This is a genomic window from Mesorhizobium sp. M1423 (assembly GCF_040317575.1).
Taxonomy (GTDB): Bacteria; Pseudomonadota; Alphaproteobacteria; order Rhizobiales; family Rhizobiaceae; genus Mesorhizobium.
In genome coordinates, this window is the sequence record NZ_JAMYKU010000005.1 from 148,289 (window position 1) to 167,470 (window position 19,182).

The 19,182-nt window shown below is 62.9% G+C and carries 24 protein-coding genes and 1 pseudogene; 20 read left to right on the plus strand and 5 right to left on the minus strand.

Translation table 11 applies throughout. The features are described 5' to 3' along the window. The first annotated feature begins 2 nt into the window (after nucleotides 1-2). From NKG95_RS08795 to NKG95_RS08825, 7 genes and pseudogenes are all read left to right on the plus strand, one after another. The gene (locus NKG95_RS08795; protein ID WP_352884744.1) at nucleotides 3-764 is read left to right on the plus strand and encodes a TIGR04290 family methyltransferase; all 762 of its coding nucleotides are present in this window, start codon (nucleotides 3-5) and stop codon (nucleotides 762-764) included. Beyond that, entirely contained in the window at nucleotides 757-1,689 is a 933-nt protein-coding gene (locus tag NKG95_RS08800; RefSeq protein WP_353040460.1) for a glycoside hydrolase 5 family protein, read from the plus strand. The genes NKG95_RS08795 and NKG95_RS08800 overlap by 8 nt, the downstream gene beginning before the upstream one ends. Before the next feature lie 20 nt (nucleotides 1,690-1,709). Further along, nucleotides 1,710-2,774, plus strand: coding sequence for a glycosyltransferase family 4 protein (locus NKG95_RS08805; protein WP_353040461.1), 1,065 nt, complete (start codon nucleotides 1,710-1,712; stop codon nucleotides 2,772-2,774). Nucleotides 2,775-2,781: 7 nt separating this feature from the next. Next, on the plus strand, nucleotides 2,782-3,771 hold the full coding sequence (locus NKG95_RS08810; RefSeq protein ID WP_353040462.1) for a GNAT family N-acetyltransferase: 990 nt from the start codon (nucleotides 2,782-2,784) through the stop codon (nucleotides 3,769-3,771). A 158-nt stretch (nucleotides 3,772-3,929) separates the two neighbouring features. Continuing rightward, nucleotides 3,930-4,487 (plus strand): annotated as a pseudogene (locus NKG95_RS08815) (class I SAM-dependent methyltransferase); the annotation flags it as partial. A gap of 267 nt (nucleotides 4,488-4,754) precedes the next feature. Further along, complete coding sequence (locus tag NKG95_RS08820; protein ID WP_353040534.1) at nucleotides 4,755-4,973, plus strand: hypothetical protein; 219 nt, start codon at nucleotides 4,755-4,757, stop codon at nucleotides 4,971-4,973. 178 nt (nucleotides 4,974-5,151) lie between these two features. Further along, the gene (locus tag NKG95_RS08825; RefSeq protein WP_353040463.1) at nucleotides 5,152-5,328 is read left to right on the plus strand and encodes a hypothetical protein; all 177 of its coding nucleotides are present in this window, start codon (nucleotides 5,152-5,154) and stop codon (nucleotides 5,326-5,328) included. A gap of 11 nt (nucleotides 5,329-5,339) precedes the next feature. Here the strand turns inward: NKG95_RS08825 and NKG95_RS08830 are convergent, their stop codons facing one another. Continuing rightward, entirely contained in the window at nucleotides 5,340-5,924 is a 585-nt protein-coding gene (locus tag NKG95_RS08830) for a sigma-70 family RNA polymerase sigma factor (protein ID WP_353040464.1), read from the minus strand. Between the two features lie 289 nt (nucleotides 5,925-6,213). Here NKG95_RS08830 and NKG95_RS08835 point away from each other — a divergent pair, with 289 nt between their 5' ends. The 3 genes from NKG95_RS08835 to NKG95_RS08845 all read left to right on the plus strand — a co-directional run bounded on the left by NKG95_RS08835 (nucleotide 6,214) and on the right by NKG95_RS08845 (nucleotide 7,242). Next, a complete protein-coding gene (locus tag NKG95_RS08835; protein WP_353040465.1) occupies nucleotides 6,214-6,417 on the plus strand; it encodes a hypothetical protein in 204 nt (67 codons plus the stop codon). 114 nt (nucleotides 6,418-6,531) lie between these two features. Further along, entirely contained in the window at nucleotides 6,532-6,891 is a 360-nt protein-coding gene (locus NKG95_RS08840; RefSeq protein ID WP_353040466.1) for a DUF982 domain-containing protein, read from the plus strand. Nucleotides 6,892-6,942: 51 nt separating this feature from the next. Continuing rightward, nucleotides 6,943-7,242: a DUF982 domain-containing protein gene (locus tag NKG95_RS08845; protein WP_353040467.1), complete on the plus strand. Its 300-nt coding sequence runs from the start codon at nucleotides 6,943-6,945 to the stop codon at nucleotides 7,240-7,242. A 41-nt stretch (nucleotides 7,243-7,283) separates the two neighbouring features. Here the strand turns inward: NKG95_RS08845 and NKG95_RS08850 are convergent, their stop codons facing one another. The 4 genes from NKG95_RS08850 to NKG95_RS08865 form a co-directional block, all read right to left on the minus strand. Beyond that, complete coding sequence (locus NKG95_RS08850) at nucleotides 7,284-7,781, minus strand: hypothetical protein (protein ID WP_353040468.1); 498 nt, start codon at nucleotides 7,779-7,781, stop codon at nucleotides 7,284-7,286. A gap of 85 nt (nucleotides 7,782-7,866) precedes the next feature. Beyond that, nucleotides 7,867-8,502, minus strand: a complete 636-nt coding sequence (locus tag NKG95_RS08855) for a LysE family translocator (protein WP_353040469.1) — start codon at nucleotides 8,500-8,502, stop codon at nucleotides 7,867-7,869. A gap of 4 nt (nucleotides 8,503-8,506) precedes the next feature. Next, the gene (locus tag NKG95_RS08860; protein WP_352810369.1) at nucleotides 8,507-8,665 is read right to left on the minus strand and encodes a hypothetical protein; all 159 of its coding nucleotides are present in this window, start codon (nucleotides 8,663-8,665) and stop codon (nucleotides 8,507-8,509) included. Nucleotides 8,666-8,776: 111 nt separating this feature from the next. Further along, nucleotides 8,777-9,607: an SIR2 family NAD-dependent protein deacylase gene (locus NKG95_RS08865; protein WP_502913937.1), complete on the minus strand. Its 831-nt coding sequence runs from the start codon at nucleotides 9,605-9,607 to the stop codon at nucleotides 8,777-8,779. A gap of 391 nt (nucleotides 9,608-9,998) precedes the next feature. Here NKG95_RS08865 and NKG95_RS08870 point away from each other — a divergent pair, with 391 nt between their 5' ends. From NKG95_RS08870 to NKG95_RS08915, 10 genes are all read left to right on the plus strand, one after another. After that, entirely contained in the window at nucleotides 9,999-10,583 is a 585-nt protein-coding gene (locus NKG95_RS08870) for a heme-binding protein (protein ID WP_353040471.1), read from the plus strand. A gap of 62 nt (nucleotides 10,584-10,645) precedes the next feature. Then, nucleotides 10,646-12,439 (plus strand): methanol/ethanol family PQQ-dependent dehydrogenase, encoded by a 1,794-nt coding sequence (locus tag NKG95_RS08875; protein ID WP_502913938.1) that lies wholly within the window; start codon nucleotides 10,646-10,648, stop codon nucleotides 12,437-12,439. Continuing rightward, a complete protein-coding gene (locus NKG95_RS08880) occupies nucleotides 12,420-13,289 on the plus strand; it encodes a substrate-binding domain-containing protein (protein WP_353040473.1) in 870 nt (289 codons plus the stop codon). Before NKG95_RS08875 ends, NKG95_RS08880 begins: the two co-directional genes overlap by 20 nt. Further along, nucleotides 13,286-13,819, plus strand: a complete 534-nt coding sequence (locus NKG95_RS08885; protein ID WP_353040474.1) for a c-type cytochrome — start codon at nucleotides 13,286-13,288, stop codon at nucleotides 13,817-13,819. The genes NKG95_RS08880 and NKG95_RS08885 overlap by 4 nt, the downstream gene beginning before the upstream one ends. Before the next feature lie 38 nt (nucleotides 13,820-13,857). Beyond that, a complete protein-coding gene (gene coxB, locus NKG95_RS08890) occupies nucleotides 13,858-14,832 on the plus strand; it encodes a cytochrome c oxidase subunit II (protein ID WP_353040475.1) in 975 nt (324 codons plus the stop codon). Beyond that, complete coding sequence (gene ctaD, locus NKG95_RS08895; protein ID WP_353040476.1) at nucleotides 14,829-16,805, plus strand: cytochrome c oxidase subunit I; 1,977 nt, start codon at nucleotides 14,829-14,831, stop codon at nucleotides 16,803-16,805. Before coxB ends, ctaD begins: the two co-directional genes overlap by 4 nt. Next, nucleotides 16,802-17,407, plus strand: coding sequence for a cytochrome c oxidase subunit 3 (locus NKG95_RS08900; protein WP_353040477.1), 606 nt, complete (start codon nucleotides 16,802-16,804; stop codon nucleotides 17,405-17,407). The genes ctaD and NKG95_RS08900 overlap by 4 nt, the downstream gene beginning before the upstream one ends. A gap of 1 nt (nucleotide 17,408) precedes the next feature. Further along, nucleotides 17,409-17,750: a hypothetical protein gene (locus NKG95_RS08905; protein ID WP_353040535.1), complete on the plus strand. Its 342-nt coding sequence runs from the start codon at nucleotides 17,409-17,411 to the stop codon at nucleotides 17,748-17,750. Continuing rightward, nucleotides 17,747-18,631, plus strand: a complete 885-nt coding sequence (locus tag NKG95_RS08910) for a cytochrome c oxidase assembly protein (protein WP_353040478.1) — start codon at nucleotides 17,747-17,749, stop codon at nucleotides 18,629-18,631. Before NKG95_RS08905 ends, NKG95_RS08910 begins: the two co-directional genes overlap by 4 nt. After that, on the plus strand, nucleotides 18,612-19,181 hold the full coding sequence (locus NKG95_RS08915; protein WP_353040479.1) for a c-type cytochrome: 570 nt from the start codon (nucleotides 18,612-18,614) through the stop codon (nucleotides 19,179-19,181). The genes NKG95_RS08910 and NKG95_RS08915 overlap by 20 nt, the downstream gene beginning before the upstream one ends. Nucleotide 19,182 lies beyond the last annotated feature (1 nt).

Genomic DNA, 19,182 nt, shown 5'->3' on the forward strand with positions numbered 1-19,182 from the left:
CCATGCTGCATTCCGATGCCGAGATCCGCCGCCGTATCGATGCGCTCGGCCCATGGTTCCACAATATGGAGCTGGCCGGCGTGGAAACGGCTCCCGATCATTTCCTCGGCAATTACCCGCTGATTAAATGGCGCAAATTCGCCGACGCCATTCCCGCCGATCTTTCCGGCAAGGCGGTGCTCGACATAGGCTGCAATGCAGGTTTCTACTCGATCGAGATGAAACGCCGCGGCGCCGGTCGCGTGCTTGGCATAGACTTCGACGAGGCATACCTTGCGCAGGCGCGCTTTGCCGCCGAGGTAGCGGACTGCGACATCGAATTCCGGCAGCTCTCGGTCTACGACGTTGGCGCATTGCGCGAGCGGTTCGACATCGTGCTGTTCATGGGGGTGCTCTACCATTTGCGCCATCCCTTGCTCGCTCTCGATCTGATCCGCGAGCACGTTACCAACGACCTGATGATCTTCCAGTCGATGCAGCGCGGCAGCACCGACGTGCCGGCACTCGAGCAGAATTATCATTTCTGGACGCACGACCTGTTCGACCGGCCGGAGTTCCCAAAGCTGCATTTCATCGAGCATCGTTATGCCGACGACCCGACCAACTGGTGGATTCCCAACCGCGCCTGCACCGAAGCCATGCTGCGCAGCGCCGGCTTCGAGATCGTGCTGCAACCCGAGCAGGAGGTCTATTTCTGCCGCACCGCCGACGTACCGGCTGGCGGCGGCGCCATCTACCCGTCGAAAGGACAGATAAATGATTGAAGCCGCGATGATCTGGAACGAGCCCAACAACAAATCCCACTGGGATCCAGAGCTCGACCCCGACTGGAGCCGCTTCGCCAACATGGCAATCCTGGCCGCCGACGCGATAGCGTCGGAGAATCCGGCCTTGACCAAGGTCCTTGGCGGCATCTCGCCGATCGACGCCGCCTTCATGACACGGATGAAGGAATTCGGCGTGCTCGATCATGTCGACGCGGTCGCCGTGCACGGCTTTCCGCTCGACTGGAACCTCTGGCAGATCCACGAATGGCCGCAGAAGATCGGCGAGATCTCGGCTGTCACCGATCTTCCCGTATGGGTCAGCGAGGTCGGCGTATCGACCTTCGGCGCCGAGGAGGTACAGGTCTGGGGCCTGCGCCGGACCGCGGAACTGCTGATCGGCAACGCACCGCGCATCCAATGGTACAGCCTCTACGACCTGCCGCGCGAGTGGGAAGCGACGACGCGCCATCGCGAGGCGGAAGGCTCGTCTTACTATCGCCATTTCTACATGGGCCTGCTTCGCCAGGACGGCACGCCAAAGCCCGCGATGGAGGAATTCCTGCACCACACGCCGGTATTGGGACTGGTGCAGTGGTTCCATTTCGAAGATCACCGGCTTGACGACGCCGTCGCCTGGATGAAACGGCTCGGCGTCACCAATTTGCGCACCGGGCTTTCCTGGGCCGACAGTTTCAGGCCGAACGCGCTTGATTGGTTCGACAGGCAGATGGAGGCTTTGGCCGACTTCGACGTGACCGTTACTTTCTGCTTCACGCCGGAACACCGCGGAATGATGCCGCACCATAGCAGTCCGCCGCTGGTGCCGGAGGAATTCGCCGACTTCTGCGCGGCAATGACGCGCCGCTATGCCGGCAGCATCGCTGCCCCTTCCGTCAGCAGGCTACGCGCCTCCGCAGCGTGAGGAGCTTCGGCTCTCCAGCCATGACGCTCACCATCCTCAACGTCGCCTATCCCCTCGCTCCCGTCGGGCCGGACGCGGTTGGTGGTGCCGAGCAGGTACTTTCGATGCTCGACCAGGCGCTCGTACAGGCCGGACACCGCTCGATCGTGATCGGCTGCCAGGGCTCGAGCGCTGCGGGTGTCCTCATCGAGACGCCGGCCGAACCGGGCGTGCTCGATGAAGCGGCTAAGCGCCGGGCGCAGCATGCTCATCGCGCTGCAATTGCTACCGCGCGCGCACGCTGGCCGATCGACGTGGTTCATTTGCACGGCATCGATTTCGATGCCTATCTGCCGGGCGATGGGCCGGCCTTGGTGACCTTGCACCTGCCGCTCGACTGGTATCCGGCCGATGCTCTCAATCCGGCGCGAGAGGATCTGTGGCTGCATGCGGTATCGGCGGCTCAGCAACGAACCGCGCCACCGGGCGCCAGGCTAATCGAACCGATCCCCAACGGAGTGGACATCGACGCGCTGAGCGAGCCACAGGCCAAGCGCGAGTTTGCGCTTGTGCTCAGCCGAATCTGCCCGGAAAAGGGCATTCATCTGGCGCTGGACACAGCCAAGAAGGCCAACGTACCGCTGGTCATCGGCGGCAAAGTCTATCCCTACGAAACCCACACAGCGTATTTTCGCGACGAGGTCGAGCCGCGGCTGGACGGTCGGCGCCGCTTCCTCGGTCCGCTCGGCTTTATCGCCAAGCGGCGCCTGCTCAACACAGCCCGCTGCCTGGTCATCCCGAGCCTTGCCGCGGAAACCAGTTCTCTCGTCGCCATGGAGGCGCTCGCCTGCGGCACCCCCGTGGTCGCGTTCCCGAATGGCGCACTGCCGGATGTGGTCGAGCATGGCAAGACGGGGTATCTCGTCAGAGATGTCGACGAAATGGCGGAAGCCATCGTTGCCGCACCCGGCCTGGACCCCGAGACCTGCCGGGCCGAGGCGCGGCGCCGCTTTTCACTCGACCGCATGGTCTCCTCCTACACGGACGCCTATAGGGCGCTGGCACGGCTCGGCACAGACAGCGGACCGCTCGCGGCGGCGAAGTGAGCGGGACATGCTCCGCAGCGAGATCATCGACGACGCGGCGGGCCTCGAAGCCCTCGGGCCACACTGGTGGCAACTCTGGTCGCGCAGTCCCTCGGCGACGCCGTTCCAGTCTCCCGCATGGCTGGTGCCATGGTGGCGGACATTCTCTCCCGGTGAGCTTGCGACGGTCGCCGTCTGGAGTGGCGATGATCTGGTCGGCCTGGCGCCACTCTATCTGGAACATCAGGAAGCCGGCGCGCGATTGCTTCCGCTCGGGATTTCGTTGAGCGACTATCTGGACCTTCTTTGTCTTCCCGAAGCCGCCGAACCAGTCGCCGCCGCCATCGCCGACACCGTTCTTTCCATCGGCTGGTCGCAATGGGTGTTCCCGGATCTGCCGCCCGGCGGTGCCGGCCTCGCCATCTGCCATGCCGCGCTCGAAACGTGCCAGGCTGTCGGCCACGCTGCTTGCCCGGTGCTTTCCCTCACGGGCGATGAGACGCTTCTAAGCTGTGTTCCGGCGCGGCGAAGGCGCCAATTGCGCCGCGCCCATAGAGCCGCTTCGAGACGTGGCTGGGTCTCTATCGAACCCGTTTTGTCCGATCCGCAGACATTTCTCGATCATTTGATCCGCCTTCACCGCGCGCGCTGGGCCGGACACGGCGACGGCGTTCTGTCCGACAGCCGGGTGGAAGAATTCCATCGTCAGGCGCTGCCGCAGCTGGTTGCTCAGGCACTTGCCCGATGCTGGCTTGTCGCCATCGGTGGCGCGATCGTGGGCGCTTATTACGGGTTTCATCATCGAGGCCGCGCTTACGCTTACCTCGGTGGCTTCGATCCGGCCTATGCGGAGGAAAGTCCCGGCGCGCTGCTCATCGGCCAGGCGATAAGCCAGGCGATCTGCGAAGGCGCGGAAGACTTCGATTTTCTGCGCGGGCAAGAGGCCTACAAATACAGCTGGGGCGCCGTCGACCGGTGGACGCTGCGCAAGATCTGGACGCGGAGCAAAGGGCGGTGAACGCGACCCGATCGAGATCTCGGCGGGCGACATCAGCAACACAGGTGCTGGAGGAGTGCATGGCAGATGGTGCCGGCGTCGAAGCCGTCATCGCCAGGCTGGCTCTCCGTTTCGAGACAGGAATCGACGCCGTAGAACTGGCGACGATTGCGCAAAATATGCACTCGGCCGACCCGCGAAAGACGGCGAAACTACAGCGGATTGCCGGCCTGCTTCAGCGCAGGCCCGAGATCTTCGCCACGCTGCGCAAAACAGGTGCTGCGGTTCGGCACGAACGCGGGGAGGACGAGACCGACGATGCGGTGGTCAAGCGGCTGGCGGCAGGGTTTGACGCGGCGGCGGCGATCTCCCCGGCGGCGAGCGTCCAGCTGTCGTCGCTGGGCAATGAGGAAAAGCTCTCGGCCGCGACGGCTGAGATCGTCGCATGGCTGGAGAGGCGAGGCTTTACCGGCACTGACCGCGACATACTGGACATCGGCTGTGGCATCGGTCGGTTCGAACAGGCGCTCTCCGCTCTATCGCGCCGGATCGTCGGCATCGACATATCCGTGGCGATGATCTCGATCGCCCGGCGGCGATGCGCCGGGCTCGGCAATGTAGAATTCCGCCCTACCCGCGGTTTCGATCTTGCCGATTTTCGCGATGCCAGCCTCGATCGCGTGCTGGCCGTCGACAGCTTTCCCTATCTGGTGCTGGCCGGCCTCGCGGAACGGCACTTCATGGAAATCGCCCGCGTGCTGAAGAGGCCGGGCATGGCTGTGCTTTTGAATTATTCCTATCGCGGACAGCCGGCGCTGGATCGCGCCGACGTTCGTAACTTCGCCAATGCAAATGGCATGCAAGTCCTCGTCGACGGGGAAAAGCCGTTCCGGCACTGGGACGGCGATGCCTTCCTGCTTACGATTTCCGGCGGAACATTGCGGCCCAACGCTGGTTCGGATGCCGAACGGGAAAAGCCGCTCGACAGTATGAAGGAGGACAAGATGGCGTCCGGCAGCAAGAAGCACATCGGCCGCGGCAGTCACGGCAAAGGCGCTGGCGCTGGCGCGATGACCGATCTTCCCAAGGACAAGATCGGAGAGAACGCCGTTCTGTCCAACAGAGACAAGAAGCTGCACAGCAAGGAGCGTGGGCTCGACGGCAATCGGGTCAAGTCCGAGCAGTACCAGGATCATTCAGCCGATCGGCGGCCTGAAGACTGATCGTTGCGGCAGCATGTGGCTTGCCGCCGGTGAGCAATTGAAACGCAGCGAGGGCCAACCGCTGACCAAGCTGTGCAAGGACCGAGCCGGTCGCATGGAATAGCCTCCAAATTCTTGCAAACTCGCACTGTTGCCACCAGAGTGAGGTGAAGGGACCAACATTTGCCAAGAGAACGCGATGTCTCGCTCAAGGGAAGATCCCGTCAGCACGCGTGCCGATCTGACGATAGACCGGGAAATCGCTTCCTTGCTTGCGGCCATCGAACAGGAAAGGGTTCCTGACCGGCTGACCAAACTTGCGATCGAATTGCAGAACGCGCTTGTCGAAAGACGATTGCGCGAAACCAGTAATTAACGTGACATGTATTAGCGGCGCCTCTCGGCTTCGAAGTCCAGTTGTCCTTCGGATAGATAGCTGCGCCTTTCCATCAGCGTTTGCGAGGAACTTTCGCCAAGGTGTTCCAGCACGCCGGCGCGTGCCCTGTTGAGCCGGCTTTTCACGGTTCCCACTGCGCAACCGCATATTTCGGCCGTCTCCTCATAGCTGACGCCCAGCACGCCTATCAGCATCAGAACCTCGCGCTGGTGCTCGGGAAGGCTCTGGATGGCCTGGTGGACTTCCTTGCCCTGTACGGACCATTCCTGCGTCGCTTCCGAGATTGGACGCAAGGAAGCGCAGTCGAGCAGGCCGGGCGCTTCCCTCACCGCGGCTCTGACACGCGTGTAGTAGGTGTTGCGCATGATGGTGAACAGCCATGACTTCATACGCGTTCCAGCCTCGAACTTGTCAATGTTGGCCAGTCCCTTGGTCAGCGTCTCCTGGACCAGGTCGTCGGCATCATCGGGGGTGCGGCAGAAAGTACGCGCGAAAGCCCTTAAGGCGGGTATGAGGTGGACGATGGAAACTTCTTCGGTTTCGCGGGTCGCGAAGGCGTAGGCTGTGGGTGGCAATGGTCCAGCTCCCGTCCAGAATGAGTTCGTGAGCGCAGACCTGTTAAATGCATTGATCGAAAGATCGTTCCGGTGGGCGAAATCACCCGACCAAGAACCGTGGCGGCTTGGCTGGGCAGCCCGGCCGCCGGCGATATTTTTGACGGAACAACCGCCGGTATCGCGGAGTTCGAATCGAGGTCGTCCGAAAATCCGGGGCGCCGCCATTGGCGCGTAGAAACGCGATTTCGCAGCGAGCCTTGGCCGCCACCTAAAGACGGCCCGCCACCTCAAGAAACAGGAGGAGTCCATGACAGGAAACAAGCACGTTAAACGCAAAACGCCGGCCGATAGTGACCTCGCCAACGATCCCGGCATCGGCAGTTCCAAGGGCACGATCAAGGAGGGCGACCGGCTCGATCGGGGCAACAACACGTTCGAAGGCGATGTCGAGAACGACACCACGCCGCAAGGCGGTATCAATCCCCGGCAAAAGATGCGGACCAACAAATAATGCCGGGACCGGGCGCTGCGCTATCGAACAAACCCGCTGCAACTCGTGCAGCAATCCCGCGTTAAAGAGCATCGGCGTCGTGTCCGCCTTGCGCGTTGACCCGGCGGCTCTTTCGTGGAGATACAGATGACAAAACAATCCTTTGGCCGCCCCGTTCCAATTCTCGTCGGCCTTGGTTTCCCTCGCCACGTCGAAAACATCTGGCAGGCCTATGACGTTCTGAACGAATGGCCGAGCCGCGGCCCGGCGCACAAGGGAGCGTTCGACGCCTGTCGCGCCGGACTGGCTGACGAGATCGATGCTGAGACGGTGCGCGCGGCGTTCGAAGCATTCGCCCGCAAGGCCGGAATTCTGGCGCACGATATGGTAGCCGAAATGCCAGCACGCGCCAAAACACCTGCGAAGGCCCACGACGTTTGGCTGAAACGCCCGTCGGACGGCCCTCCAGACCCTGGAGAAACCCAGCTTACTTGAAGCGGCCAGCTTGCTTGAACCGGCCAGCTTGCTTGAACCGGGAGGAATACGGTGCTGAGAATAGAGTTCGATACTCCTGTTTGCATCTATTTCGGCAAGCCTGGGCGATCGCGATTGGTCAGTTCCGTTTTCGAAGCATTATATTGCCTGAAGAGCGAGAAATGGCCGGCGCGCAACGCGCCGCTGTCGCTGATGGCGGCAGATTTGATGAATCGCGCCCGGACCGGTGAAATCACGGCCGCCAAAGCCCGCCAAGCATTTGTCGACGCCGCTTGGGAGGCGAACATTCTTGTCGAGGGCGAGCCGAATGATGCGCATGCCCCGACAGCCTTCATGTCCGACATCGGGTGAGCCGGCCGGCTGCCTCCCGGCAGTTCCGTCCAGCGCCCAGCCTATCGCGAATGGCTGGCGTCCTCGGCTTTTTTCTCGCGCTGCTGCCTGAGGACCTCGTCGGTTCCGACCAGCTTCTTCGATCCGCCCGGGATCGCGGTGGAAACAACAGCCGGCGGATCACTTGCCGGGAAAGAATCTTCCAGACCGGCCTGCAACTGGTCTTCCAGCGTCTGCGGCTCTTCCGAGCGGCCAGGGGTCCTTCGGGTATCTACGTTCTCCAGTGGCTGTTTCATGTCCGGTGAAGACTTGACCTCCCGAATCCAGCCGTAGAGCTGTTCGATGGCAAATTCCTTGATCGCATCAAAATCGGCTTTTTCGTCACGCGATGCCTCGATTTGGTCGACCATGGTCTTCTCGAACCGGTCGAGATTATCGTTTCCGCATGCGCGGCAGAGACGCAACAGCGCCTCGCGCAGTATGAGTGGCGCAAAGTGCGCCGTCGCCTCAAGCCTGAGCTGCTGCAAACGCTCGGGGGTGGCGGCTTGGAACTTCGACATGTTCGACCTCTCGCCTTGTGGAGCATGTCAACGAAAATTGTCGATGGATGTTCCATAGGGCGGCCGCCGGTGCATCGCTCGATCCTCAGCGGTGCGCGCCACCACCGAGTGCCATGCGGATACCGAGACCGACGACGAGGGAGCCTGCCACGCGGCGCTGCCAGAGCCTTACCTTCGGTCGTTTCATAATCCAGGCCCCGAGGGTGCCGGACGCGAGCGCATATGTGCCTAGCACCAGCACACCGGTCATTTTCTGTGTGCCACCGAGCAGCAGCAATTGCAGCGTGACCGATCCGCGAGCAGGATCGACGAACTGCGGAAGGAATGCCACCATAAAGGTTATCGGCCAGGGATTTATCAGATTGGCGATCATTCCTTCACGCGCGGCCGCAAGCGGTCCGACATTGCGCGGCTCCTCGACGGCGACGCTATCCGACCGGAATAATACCATACGTGATCCAAGCCAAACCAGATAGGCTGCGCCCGCCCAGCGAAGCATCGCAAAGGCAAGGGGCGATGCCTGGAGCAGTGACGATATGCCGAGGGCAAGGAGCGGCAACTGGACCATTCCGGCGCCGAGGGTCATGCCCAGAACGGTGAACAGGGCAACGTCCCGGCCCTGTCCGACGCCACGCGCCATCACCAGCAGACTGTCAGGCCCTGGCGGCATCTGCATCAGGATGACCGTCCCGACAAAAGCCGCCCACGACGCGAGATCCATGCCGCTACTTCGACCCGGTTTCGTAAGACGGCTTCCCGCCACCCTTCAACCGGCCGGCATCTCGCATCATCTTGAGCGCTTCGTCCCTGGTCAGGCCGCACCTGCGGGCAAAGAAATTGATCTCATAGACCTGCTCGGTCGAGAGGCAATCTTTGGCTTGCACTCTTCGCTTGTGTTTGCGTCCACTCATACACGCTGGATCCGGTATAACTTAGCCTTCCCAACTCACATCGGGCCAGCCGGTTCCCCACGGCTTCGTCGCTTCCGCTGGTTTTCAGGCGCCGTCGGGCCGGCCGACCTTGTCCTTGAGTTCGTTCAGGAATGCGAGCAGCGCGTCCTCTGGATCGTCGGCATCCTCGGTCAGCATATCGATGCCCCAGCGTCCGAGGACGGCCTCCTGGACGATGCTTGGCTGCGGCATGAAGATGAAGGATTTTGGCCGATTCTTCTCATAACCGGACCGGCGCCAGGTCTGCCAAAGCCTGTGCAGCAGCAGACGGATGTTCATATCGGACATGCTGTAGCCGATGAACAGGATGGTACGCCCGAGCGCGTCGGCGCGAAACTTCACGTCGAGCGCCGAATCGAACGAAAGCCGGTCGAAATAGTCGGTCTCCGCCAGGACTAGGGATTTGTCGTCGTCGAAATCGCCGTGGAATTTGATGATCTGCGTCACCTCGCCGGTGGCCTTGGGCAAATCCTTCGCATTGGCCACTTTCACAAAGGGACGGCTATGTATCTCGAAGGCAACTTCGAGGTTTCGGTCGTAGTTTGTCGTGTAGATGATCGGGAAATCGAGCGACACGATGAGCTTGTGGATCGCCGAGCCCTGGACTTTCTCCCGCGAGACGCTCCATTCGCGATCCATCCAACTGCGCAAAGGGCCGAGGCTCCCCTGCTTCAGGCGGTAATATTCGGCAAGGGCCTGATAGCTGGCCTCCGGTGCGCCGATCATGTCCTCGTCGAGGCCGAGCTCGTTTTGCATGTGCTCGATGAGCTTTTGCCAGGACGGCAAGCCGACGCTCATCGACACTCCGGCTCCAACGAACAAGATCGCTCGTCGCTCTTTCACCGATTGAGCCAGTTGCTCGACTGCAGACAGCATTCGACACAACTGCTAGAAGTGCCGCTCTGTTCCGGCCGAGCCCGGGCCACCAGGAAGAATAACTCCGATTTCCGATTGAATGTGTCCCGAGCGCCGGCCGCCGAGTTGGCTCACCACATCCGATATTTATTTCGTTCCATTTGGCACTTCTGCGCCTCTCGCGCGTTGGGAGTGTTCAACAAACACGGCGCAGCTGATGGACCGCAATCGGATTGTCCCAGTAGCATTATGTCTGTTCCTTCTTACGATTGGCGCCATCCAGCAAAAGGCTTGGGCCCAGGCACCCTGCCCAGCCGACCATGACAAATTGCTGGCCGCTGTCAGGGCTAACGTCAAAGCCAGCGGGGGCCCCGGCAATGGCGGTTTCGACACCAATGAATGGGCGGCAATCGTGGCTCGCGATGGAACGGTCTGCGCCGTCGCCTTCAGCGGGCCTACCGCCGACGCCCAGTGGCCCGGCAGCCGGCTGATCGCCGCCGAAAAAGCCAATACCGCCAACGGGCTCAGCCTCGCCCAGATGGCGTTGTCCACCGCGAACCTCTATGCGCCAGTGCAGCCCGGCGGTCCCCTATTCGGCCTGCAGGCCACCAATCCGGTCAATCCAGCGGTGGCCTATGCGGGCGATCCTTCGACGTTTGGAAGCTCCAGCGATCCATTGCTGGGAAAGCCAATCGGCGGTCTCGTCGTGTTTGGCGGGGGCTTGGCTCTCTACGACGGCAAAGGGATCGTCGGCGCTCTCGGGATAAGCGGCGATTCTTCTTGTGCCGACCACAATGTCGCCTGGCGCGTTCGCGCCGCGCTCGGGCTGGACAAGGTACCGGCCGGCGTCAACCCAAACCGCAAGGACGCTATCATTTACGACCTCGATCCCGGCGGCAAGAGCGCCTCCGGCTGGGGGCATCCATTGTGTGCCGGAACCGAAGCGGAAGTGGCTGCCGAGCTCGGCGCCGGCGTCGGCGGCTCGATACGCAAATGAGGAAGGCTCGACAGGTGGCAAAAATCAGCGTTTCCAAGGAGGGAAAGAGGCCGATGGCCGCGATGCTGGGATGGACGCTGCTGGCAGGCTTCGCGCTGATTACCGCGGCGGTTGCTCAGTCCGCATCCGGCCCTGCCGTAAATCCGCCGGCCGCAGCCGCTCCGCCCGACGACGGCCAGTGGGCGATGCCGGCAAAGAACTACGCCTCGACCCGCTACAGCGATCTCGCGGAGATCACCGAAGACAACGTCAAGACCCTGCAGGTGGCCTTCACTTTCTCGACCGGCGTAAACAAGGGCCAGGAGGCTGCGCCCCTGGTGGTCGGCAACACGATGTACATCGTGACGCCGTTTCCCAATATCCTCTACGCGCTTGACCTTACCAAGCCCGGTGCGCCTCTGAAGTGGAAGTTCGAGCCCAATCCCGAGCCTGCCGCCCAGGGCGTTGCCTGTTGCGACGTGGTCAACCGCGGTGCGGCTTTCTTCGACGGGCGCATCTATTTCAACACGCTCGACGGCCACACCATCGCCGTGGATGCAGCCACCGGCAAACCGGTCTGGAACACCCATATCGGCAACATCAATGTCGGCGAGACCATCACCATGGCGCCGCTGGTGGTGAAGGGGAAGGTGCTGGTCGGCAATTCCGGCGGCGAAATGGGCGTACGCGGCTGGATCAAGGCGCTCGACGCCGGCGACGGCCACGTCGTCTGGACGGCCTACAACACCGGCCCGGACACCGAGGTGCTGATCGGCCCGGATTTCAAGCCGCATTACGACATGGACAAGGGCAAGAATCTCGGCGTGACGTCGTGGCCGCCCGACGCCTGGAAGATCGGCGGCGGCAATGTGTGGGGCTGGATCTCCTATGACCCGGACCTCAACCTGATCTTCCATGGCACTGGAAATCCGGGCCCATGGAATCCGGATCTGCGACCCGGCGACAACAAATGGACCGCCGGCATCTTTGCCCGCGATCCCGACACCGGCGCAGCCAAATGGTTCTATCAATGGACCCCGCACGATTTGCACGACTACGACGGCATCAACGAACAGGTGCTGCTCGACATGACCTGGCAGAGCAAGCCGCGCAAGGTGCTGGTGCGGCCGGAACGCAACGGCTACGTCTATCTGTTGGACCGCACCACGGGCGAGGTCCTGTCGGCAGTGCCGTTCGGGCCGGTCAATTCCAGCAAGGGCGTCGACCTCAAGACCGGCCGGCTGATTGTAAACCCGGACAAGAAGACCGGCACCGGCAAGGTCGTGCGCGACATCTGTCCGACCGCGTCCGGTCTCAAGGACTGGCAGCCTTCGGCGTTCTCGCCAAAGACCGGCCTGCTCTACATTCCGCACAACAATATGTGCATGGACGAAGAAGGCGTCGAGGTGAATTACATCGCCGGCACGCCCTATGTCGGCATGAACGTGCGCATGATTCCCGGGCCGGGCGGCAATCGCGGCGCATTCACCGCCTGGGATGTCGCCGCCGCCAAGCCGGCCTGGAGCCTGAAGGAGAACTTTCCGGTGTGGAGCGGCGCCGTCGCCACCGCAGGCAACGTCGTGTTCTATGGCACTATGGAAGGCTGGTTCAAGGCGGTCAGTGCCAGGACCGGCGAACTGCTCTGGCAGTTCAAGACGTCGTCCGGTATCATCGGTCAGCCGATCACATATCGCGGCCCGGATGGGCACCAATATGTCGCGATTCTTTCGGGCGTCGGCGGCTGGGCCGGCGCGATCGTATCCGGCGATCTCGACCCGCGCGACGCCACCGCCGCGCTCGGCTTCGTCAACGTCATGAAGGATCTGAAGGATGTAACCACGCCGGGAGGTACGCTGTATGTGTTCCGGCTGCCTTGAGACGATCGGCCGAGTTGCGCGCGTTCCGAGAAAATCTTCCCGGCGGTTTGGCGCCGCGATCGGTGCACTGGCGCTCTCGCTTGTTGCCGCCGTTGCCGGCGCGCGCGAGTTGAGGATCTGCGCCGATCCCAACAACATGCCGTTCTCCAATGCCGCCCGGGAAGGCTTTGAAAACAAGATTGCCGAACTCGTCGCCGGAGAGCTTGGTGTGACTGTTTCCTACACATGGTGGGCACAGCGCCGTGGCTTCGTCCGCAACACGCTGAAAGCCGGCTTGTGCGATCTGGTGCCCGGCACGCCCGCCAATCTCGAGATGCTGCGCACTACCGCGCCCTACTACCGGTCATCCTATGTGTTCGTGACACACAAGGATGTGCCGGAAATCACGTCCTTCAACGATCCTCGCCTGCGCGATCTGCGCATCGGCGTCCAGCTGATCGGCGACGACGGGGCCAACTCGCCGCCCGTCCAGGCGCTTGGCCGTCGCGGCATCGTCGGCCATGTCATCGGTTTCCCGGTCTACGGCGACTATTCCGCGCCGAACCCATTAGCGCGCATCATCGAGGCGGTCGCGAATGGCGACATCGATCTGGCCGTCGTCTGGGGACCGTTGGCCGGCTACTTCGGCGCCAAGCAAAAAATGCCGTTGCGAATTACGCCGGTTGCGCCGCGTATCGACGGTCCGCTGCTGCCGATGATCTACGACATCTCGATGGGCGTGCGCCGCGACGACGATGCGCTGCGCGGCGAGGTGGACGCGGCTCTCGCCAAACACCGCGCCGAGATCGATGCGATCCTGGCCGAATATGGCGTGCCTCGCCTCGACGTCGCTGGGGCGGCGGTGCGATGAGCCGCGGCCTTCCATGCTTGCTGTCGGCGATGCTCGTCCTTGCCGCTTGCCAGCGCGAGGAACGCGACACGCGTCCACAGTCGGCGCTCGGCTCGGGCGACCAACCGGCAGCCGTGACAGCCCTCGAGCCGGGCGGCCAGCGGCCAGCCTCGTCCGACAATAAGGCCGGAGTGTTCGAGGCCAATGCTTTCCACCTCAGCGAGGGCAAGCGTCTGTTCAACTGGTTCAACTGTTCCGGCTGCCATGCCAATGGCGGTGGCGGCATGGGCCCGGCGCTCATGGACCAGAAGTGGCTCTATGGCAGCTCGATCGAAAGCATCCACGCCACGATCAGGGACGGCCGGCCCAACGGCATGCCGAGCTTCCGCGACAAAATCCCGGACGACCAGATCTGGGAGCTTGCCGCCTTCGTCCGCGCGCTGAGCGGCAACGCGCCAAAGTCCGCTGCGCCGAGCCGCGACGACGACATGATGCCCCATCCATCCGAAAATCGCCTGCCGGACGCCGCTACGCTGGGGAAGTCGCCGTGAAGCGCGTTGTCTGCAGGGTGTGCTGCAGCACAGCCTGCATGCTGCTCCTTGCAGGATGCAGCGGCTGGCAATCGGCGCTCGACCCGAAAGGCCCGGCCGCGGGCGAGCTTGCATGGCTGATCTGGTTCTTCACCGCGCTGTGCACGGCGGTCTGGCTTCTGGTGATGGCCGTGCTAATTACGCCACTGGCCCGGCGCCCGGCCCGGCTCGGCGATCCGCTTGTCCTCGACGCTGCCGCCGAGCGTAGCAAGATGCGAATTGTCGTCGCCGCTCTCGCCGCTACCGCCCTGATCCTGATCGGCCTGACGCTGCTGAGCTACTTCGCTAACCGGACGCTCGCCGCCATCGGCTCGGATGCGGCGCTGACGATCCGGGTGACCGGGCATCAATGGTGGTGGGAGGTGCGCTACGACAACGACCAGCCGAACCGCATCCTGACGACCGCCAATGAAATCCACATCCCGGCGGGCGAGCCGGTGCGGCTTGTCATGACCTCGACCGACGTCATCCATTCATTCTGGGTGCCGAACCTCTCGGGCAAGCTGGACCTCATTCCAGGTCACGAGAACGTTCTCGAACTGAAGGCTGACAGGCCCGGCGTCTATCGCGGCCAGTGCGCCGAGTTCTGTGGCGCGCAGCATGCCAATATGAGCACCTTCATCGTCGCCGAACCCCGGCCCGTCTTCGACGCGTGGCTGAACGATCAGCTGCGGCCGGCCGTCACCCCTGCCTCTGGCGAGGCAAAAGCCGGCCATGACCTATTCCTCAAACGGCCTTGCGTGATGTGCCACAAGATCGGCGGCACCATCGCCGGCGGCACGGTCGCTCCCGACCTTACACATATCGCAAGCCGGCGGACGCTCGCTGCCGGAACGCTGGCGATGAGCCGCGGCAATCTCGCAGCCTGGATAGCCGATCCGCAAGGGATCAAGCCAGGCGCCCACATGCCCGTGGTCGGACTGAACGGGGACGAGCTGAATGCGATCGTGGCCTATCTCGAGGGCCTGAAATGAGCAGCGCCGACCTGGCCCATGAGCGTGAGCTCGCCCAGCAACGCGCCGCAGTAGAAAAGGGTGACATAGCTCCCGAGCGCGACGGTCCTCGCGATACCGGCCTCGACGACGCCAGCCTTGACCGCTGGCTGACCCGGACATGGCAGACGGCGCCGGGCATCATCGGTGCGCTCTCGAGCGTCGACCACAAAATCGTCGCGCGGCGCTACCTGATCACCGCTTTCGTCTTCCTGTGCCTCGGTGGCCTCAGCGCCGTTGCCATGCGCATCCAACTGTCGGGGCCGGAGCGCGGGCTGATCGGGCCCGACCGCTACAACCAGCTGTTCACCATGCATGGCGTGACCATGATGTTCCTGTTTGCAGTGCCGATCGTTCAGGCGACCGGCATCTATCTCGTGCCGCTGATGGTCGGCACCCGCAACATCGCCTTTCCGCGCCTCAATGCATTCAGCTTCTGGATTTATCTCTCCGGTGGCCTCTTCGCCTGGGTGTCGTTTGCACTCGACATGGCGCCCGACGTCGGCTGGTTCTCCTATGTGCCTTTGTCCGGCCCTGAATTCGGGCCAGGCAAGCGTTCCGACGTGTGGGCGCAGATGATCACCTATACCGAAGTGTCGTCGTTGGCGGTCGCGGTTGCCACCATCGTCACCGTGCTGAAGCAACGCGCGCCGGGCATGTCGCTGGACAAGATTCCGCTCTACGTCTGGGCGATGCTGGTCACCTCCTTCGTGATCGTGTTCGCCATGCCGGCGGTCATGATCACGTCGACGTTCCTGATCCTCGACCGGCTGGTCGGCACTCATATCTTCAATCCCGCCGAGGGTGGCGATGTACTGCTCTTTCAGCACCTGTTCTGGTTCTTCGGCCACCCCGAAGTCTACATCATTTTCCTGCCGGCCACCGGCATGGTGTCCTCGATCATCGCCGCTTTCGCCCGGCGTCCGGTATTCGGCTATCTGGGCATGGTTCTGTCGCTGATTTCGGTCGGCTTCCTGTCGTTCGGCCTGTGGGTCCACCACATGTTCGCAACCGGCCTGCCCAAGCTCGGCGCGAGCTTCTTCACCGCTTCGAGCATGCTGATCGCCATCCCGAACGGGCTGCAGATCTTCTGCTGGCTGGCGACATTGTGGGACGGAAAGCCGATAGTCAGGACGCCGCTGCTGTTCGTGTTCGGCTTCTTCTTCACGTTCGTCGCCGGCGGGCTGACCGGTGTTATGCTGGCGTCGGTGCCATTGGACCTTCAAGTGCACGACACCTATTTCGTGGTCGCGCATTTCCATTACGTGCTGATCGGCGGGTCGGTGTTCCCGCTGCTCGGCGCGACCTATTTCTGGTTCCCCAAGATCACCGGCCGGATGATGGGCGAGCGTCTCGGACGCTGGCACTTCTGGCTTGCCTTCATAGGCTTCAATGCGGCGTTCTTTCCAATGCACATTGTCGGCCTGTGGGGCATGCCGCGCCGGGTCTACACCTACCCGGTGGAGCTCGGCTGGGGCAACATCAACCTGTTCATCACAGCCGGCGCGGCCGTGCTGTTCCTGAGCTTCGTGCTGTTCACGGTAAATCTGGTGCACAGCGCCTTGAGAGGCGCCCCGGCTGGGGACAATCCCTGGAATGCGGGCACGCTGGAATGGGCGACGACGTCTCCGCCGCCGAACTACAATTTCGCGCGGATTCCGATGGTGACACACGCGGAGCTGTTGTGGGCCGAACGGGACGCGCTGCCGGTGGCGACTGGGCTTCGTGTCGATGCCCGCGAGCTCATTATCTCGACGGTGGCCGAAGCCCACCCCGATGTGCGCGAGAAGTCGGCGACGCCGTCGATCTGGCCATTGTTCGCCGCGCTCGCCGTCGGCGCCACCTTTCTCTATTCGATCTTCAACCCATGGGCGGTGGTCTGGGGGGCCGGACCGATCGCCATCACCTTGATCGGCTGGTTCTGGCCGAAAGGCGATCCGGAGGACGAGGAATGAAACAGCGTCCTGCCGCAGATCTTTCCCAACTCCCGACCTTCGGGCTTGGACCGCGCAGCCCGACCTGGTGGGGCACTCTCGCCTTCATGGCGCTGGAGGGCACCGGGTTCGCGCTCGCAGCCGGCGCCTATCTTTATCTGGCCTATCTGTCGCCCGAATGGCCGCTAAGCGCACCACCGCCCAACCATTGGCCAGGCACCATCGTCACACTATTGCTGCTTGCCAGCGTAGTGCCTAATCACATCCTGAACCGCTACGCCGAAGCCTGTGCCATGGTGCCGGTGCGCATCGGCCTGATCGTCATGTCGCTGCTCGGTCTCGCACCGCTTGTGGTGCGCTGGTTCGAGTTTCCGGCCCTCAACATCTATTGGGATGCCAACGCTTACGGCTCGATGCTGTGGGTACTGCTCGGCCTCCACACCACACACCTGATCACCGACGTCGGCGACACGCTGGTGCTGATGGTTTTGATGTTCACGCGCCATGGCTATAGCGGCCGGCGTTTCGGGGATGTGGGCGACAACGTCTTCTACTGGGATTTCGTGGTCGCGACCTGGATCCCGATCTATTTGTTGATTTACTGGACACCGAGGCTTGGCTGAGATGCGCGCGGTTCGGTATGGAACGTCCTGGGGTGGGTTGTTGTCGGGGCCATTGGCCTGGGCGGTGTCGACGCAACTGAACTACGCGGTTGTCGAGTGGCAGTGCGCTCACAGGATTGCGATCATCCCCTTCATTGCGTTGGTATTGGCGGTGCTGGCCTTGCTCGGCGGCGTGCTCTCGTGGCGGGCGCAACAACAAGGTGGTGCCGCCTTTAAACCGAATCGTACGCGCGGCAGCGAAGATTTTGTCGCCAGTGTCAGCATCCTCAGCGCGGTGCTGTTCGCGCTGGTGATCGTCATGCAAGGCGCCGCCTCGCTCATTCTCGACGGCTGCCTGCGATGAGGCTCGAAGCGCTCTTTTCGACCTCGATCTGCTACGGTGCCGGCGCCCCGCAGGCCGGTTGGACGCTGGCTCTGCCGATCACGCTGCCGCTGACCGCGATTGCACTGCTTTATGCGGCGGGCGCCGTTCGGCTGTGGCGGCGGAGCGCCCGCAGCCGCCCGTTGCGGATGCGGCAAGCCCTGTTGTTCGGGGCCGGTTGGACCATCTTGGCAGCAGCGCTGGTCAGCCCGCTCCATGCATTGGGCGAGCGCGTCTTCACCGCCCACATGATCGAGCATGAACTGTTGATGGCAGTGGCGGCGCCCCTGCTGGTCGCCTCCTCTCCGGCCGCGGCGATGATGTGGGCATTGCCAGCCCGCGTCCGGCGGGCACTTAGCGCAGCCGGGCACGCGAAAATGCTGCGGGCCGCCTGGGCCGCCATCAGCCGCCCTGTTGCCGCGACCTTCCTGCACGGCGTCGCGATATGGGCGTGGCACGTTCCCGCCCTGTTCGAGGCGGCGCTGGCACAAGGTGTCCTGCACTATGCGCAACATGCCAGCTTCTTCGGCACGGGCCTGCTATTCTGGTGGGTGCTGCTGCCGCGTCCCGGCCGCGAACAAGCCCATGGCAGCGCGGTCATGCACCTCTTCTTCACCTCGCTGCACACCGGCCTTCTGGGAGTCCTGCTGCTGGTTTCGCCAAGGCTGTGGTACCCGCTAAACGCAGCCAGCGCAGAGTTGTGGAACCTTAGCCCGCTCGAGGACCAGCAGCTCGCCGGCCTAGTGATGTGGGTTCCGGCCGGCCTGATTTATGGCGGAGCCGCGTTGCTGCTGGCCGGTCTGTGGATTCGCTCAAGCGGACAGAGAAGTCGGGAGGCGTCGCATGCGCTCCACGCTGTCTAAGCTGGTCATCAGTGCCGGGACGGCAATTGCCGTGCTGGCCGCGGCTTGGGCGGCGCTGACATTGTGGCCGGAGCGTCCCATCCGGATCGCGCATGAGACTGACAATGCCACCAGCAGCATCGGCCTGCGCGCCAAACCCCGCTTCATTCCGTCCGGACCCATCCTCGGTGCAGCGGCAATCGTCGTCCTCGTTGCAGCTTTGGCTGGGGTGACGTTGTGGTCGGAACAAAGCCGTCGGGTCGAGCGCGAGGCGGACAATGCGACCGGCGGCATCGGCGCCAGCGCCATACCGATCATGATGGCCAATGGCTGTGCTGGATGCCACACGATCACCGGCGTTCCCGGCGCGCAAGGACTGGTCGGGCCGCGCCTCGACGCCAGCCTGGCCACCCGGGTCTATGTCGGCGGCGTCTTGCGCAATAAGCCGGAGAACCTGACCCGGTGGATCCGTGCGGCAAGGGAGATCAATCCGCATACGGCGATGCCTTCCACCAGAATTTCCGAGCAGGAGGCGCGGGACATCGCGGCCTATCTCTATTCGCTGAAATGAA

Coding starts and splice junctions, on each gene's coding strand:
- NKG95_RS08795 (WP_352884744.1), top strand. CDS start 3: ATGCTGCATTCCGATGCCGAGATCCGCCGCCGTATCGATGCGCTCGGC.
- NKG95_RS08800 (WP_353040460.1), top strand. CDS start 757: ATGATTGAAGCCGCGATGATCTGGAACGAGCCCAACAACAAATCCCAC.
- NKG95_RS08805 (WP_353040461.1), top strand. CDS start 1,710: ATGACGCTCACCATCCTCAACGTCGCCTATCCCCTCGCTCCCGTCGGG.
- NKG95_RS08810 (WP_353040462.1), top strand. CDS start 2,782: ATGCTCCGCAGCGAGATCATCGACGACGCGGCGGGCCTCGAAGCCCTC.
- NKG95_RS08820 (WP_353040534.1), top strand. CDS start 4,755: ATGGCGTCCGGCAGCAAGAAGCACATCGGCCGCGGCAGTCACGGCAAA.
- NKG95_RS08825 (WP_353040463.1), top strand. CDS start 5,152: ATGTCTCGCTCAAGGGAAGATCCCGTCAGCACGCGTGCCGATCTGACG.
- NKG95_RS08835 (WP_353040465.1), top strand. CDS start 6,214: ATGACAGGAAACAAGCACGTTAAACGCAAAACGCCGGCCGATAGTGAC.
- NKG95_RS08850 (WP_353040468.1), bottom strand. CDS start 7,781: ATGTCGAAGTTCCAAGCCGCCACCCCCGAGCGTTTGCAGCAGCTCAGG.
- NKG95_RS08855 (WP_353040469.1), bottom strand. CDS start 8,502: ATGGATCTCGCGTCGTGGGCGGCTTTTGTCGGGACGGTCATCCTGATG.
- NKG95_RS08865 (WP_502913937.1), bottom strand. CDS start 9,607: ATGCTGTCTGCAGTCGAGCAACTGGCTCAATCGGTGAAAGAGCGACGA.
- NKG95_RS08875 (WP_502913938.1), top strand. CDS start 10,646: ATGCTGGGATGGACGCTGCTGGCAGGCTTCGCGCTGATTACCGCGGCG.
- NKG95_RS08880 (WP_353040473.1), top strand. CDS start 12,420: ATGTGTTCCGGCTGCCTTGAGACGATCGGCCGAGTTGCGCGCGTTCCG.
- NKG95_RS08885 (WP_353040474.1), top strand. CDS start 13,286: ATGAGCCGCGGCCTTCCATGCTTGCTGTCGGCGATGCTCGTCCTTGCC.
- coxB (WP_353040475.1), top strand. CDS start 13,858: ATGCTGCTCCTTGCAGGATGCAGCGGCTGGCAATCGGCGCTCGACCCG.
- ctaD (WP_353040476.1), top strand. CDS start 14,829: ATGAGCAGCGCCGACCTGGCCCATGAGCGTGAGCTCGCCCAGCAACGC.
- NKG95_RS08900 (WP_353040477.1), top strand. CDS start 16,802: ATGAAACAGCGTCCTGCCGCAGATCTTTCCCAACTCCCGACCTTCGGG.
- NKG95_RS08905 (WP_353040535.1), top strand. CDS start 17,409: ATGCGCGCGGTTCGGTATGGAACGTCCTGGGGTGGGTTGTTGTCGGGG.
- NKG95_RS08910 (WP_353040478.1), top strand. CDS start 17,747: ATGAGGCTCGAAGCGCTCTTTTCGACCTCGATCTGCTACGGTGCCGGC.
- NKG95_RS08915 (WP_353040479.1), top strand. CDS start 18,612: ATGCGCTCCACGCTGTCTAAGCTGGTCATCAGTGCCGGGACGGCAATT.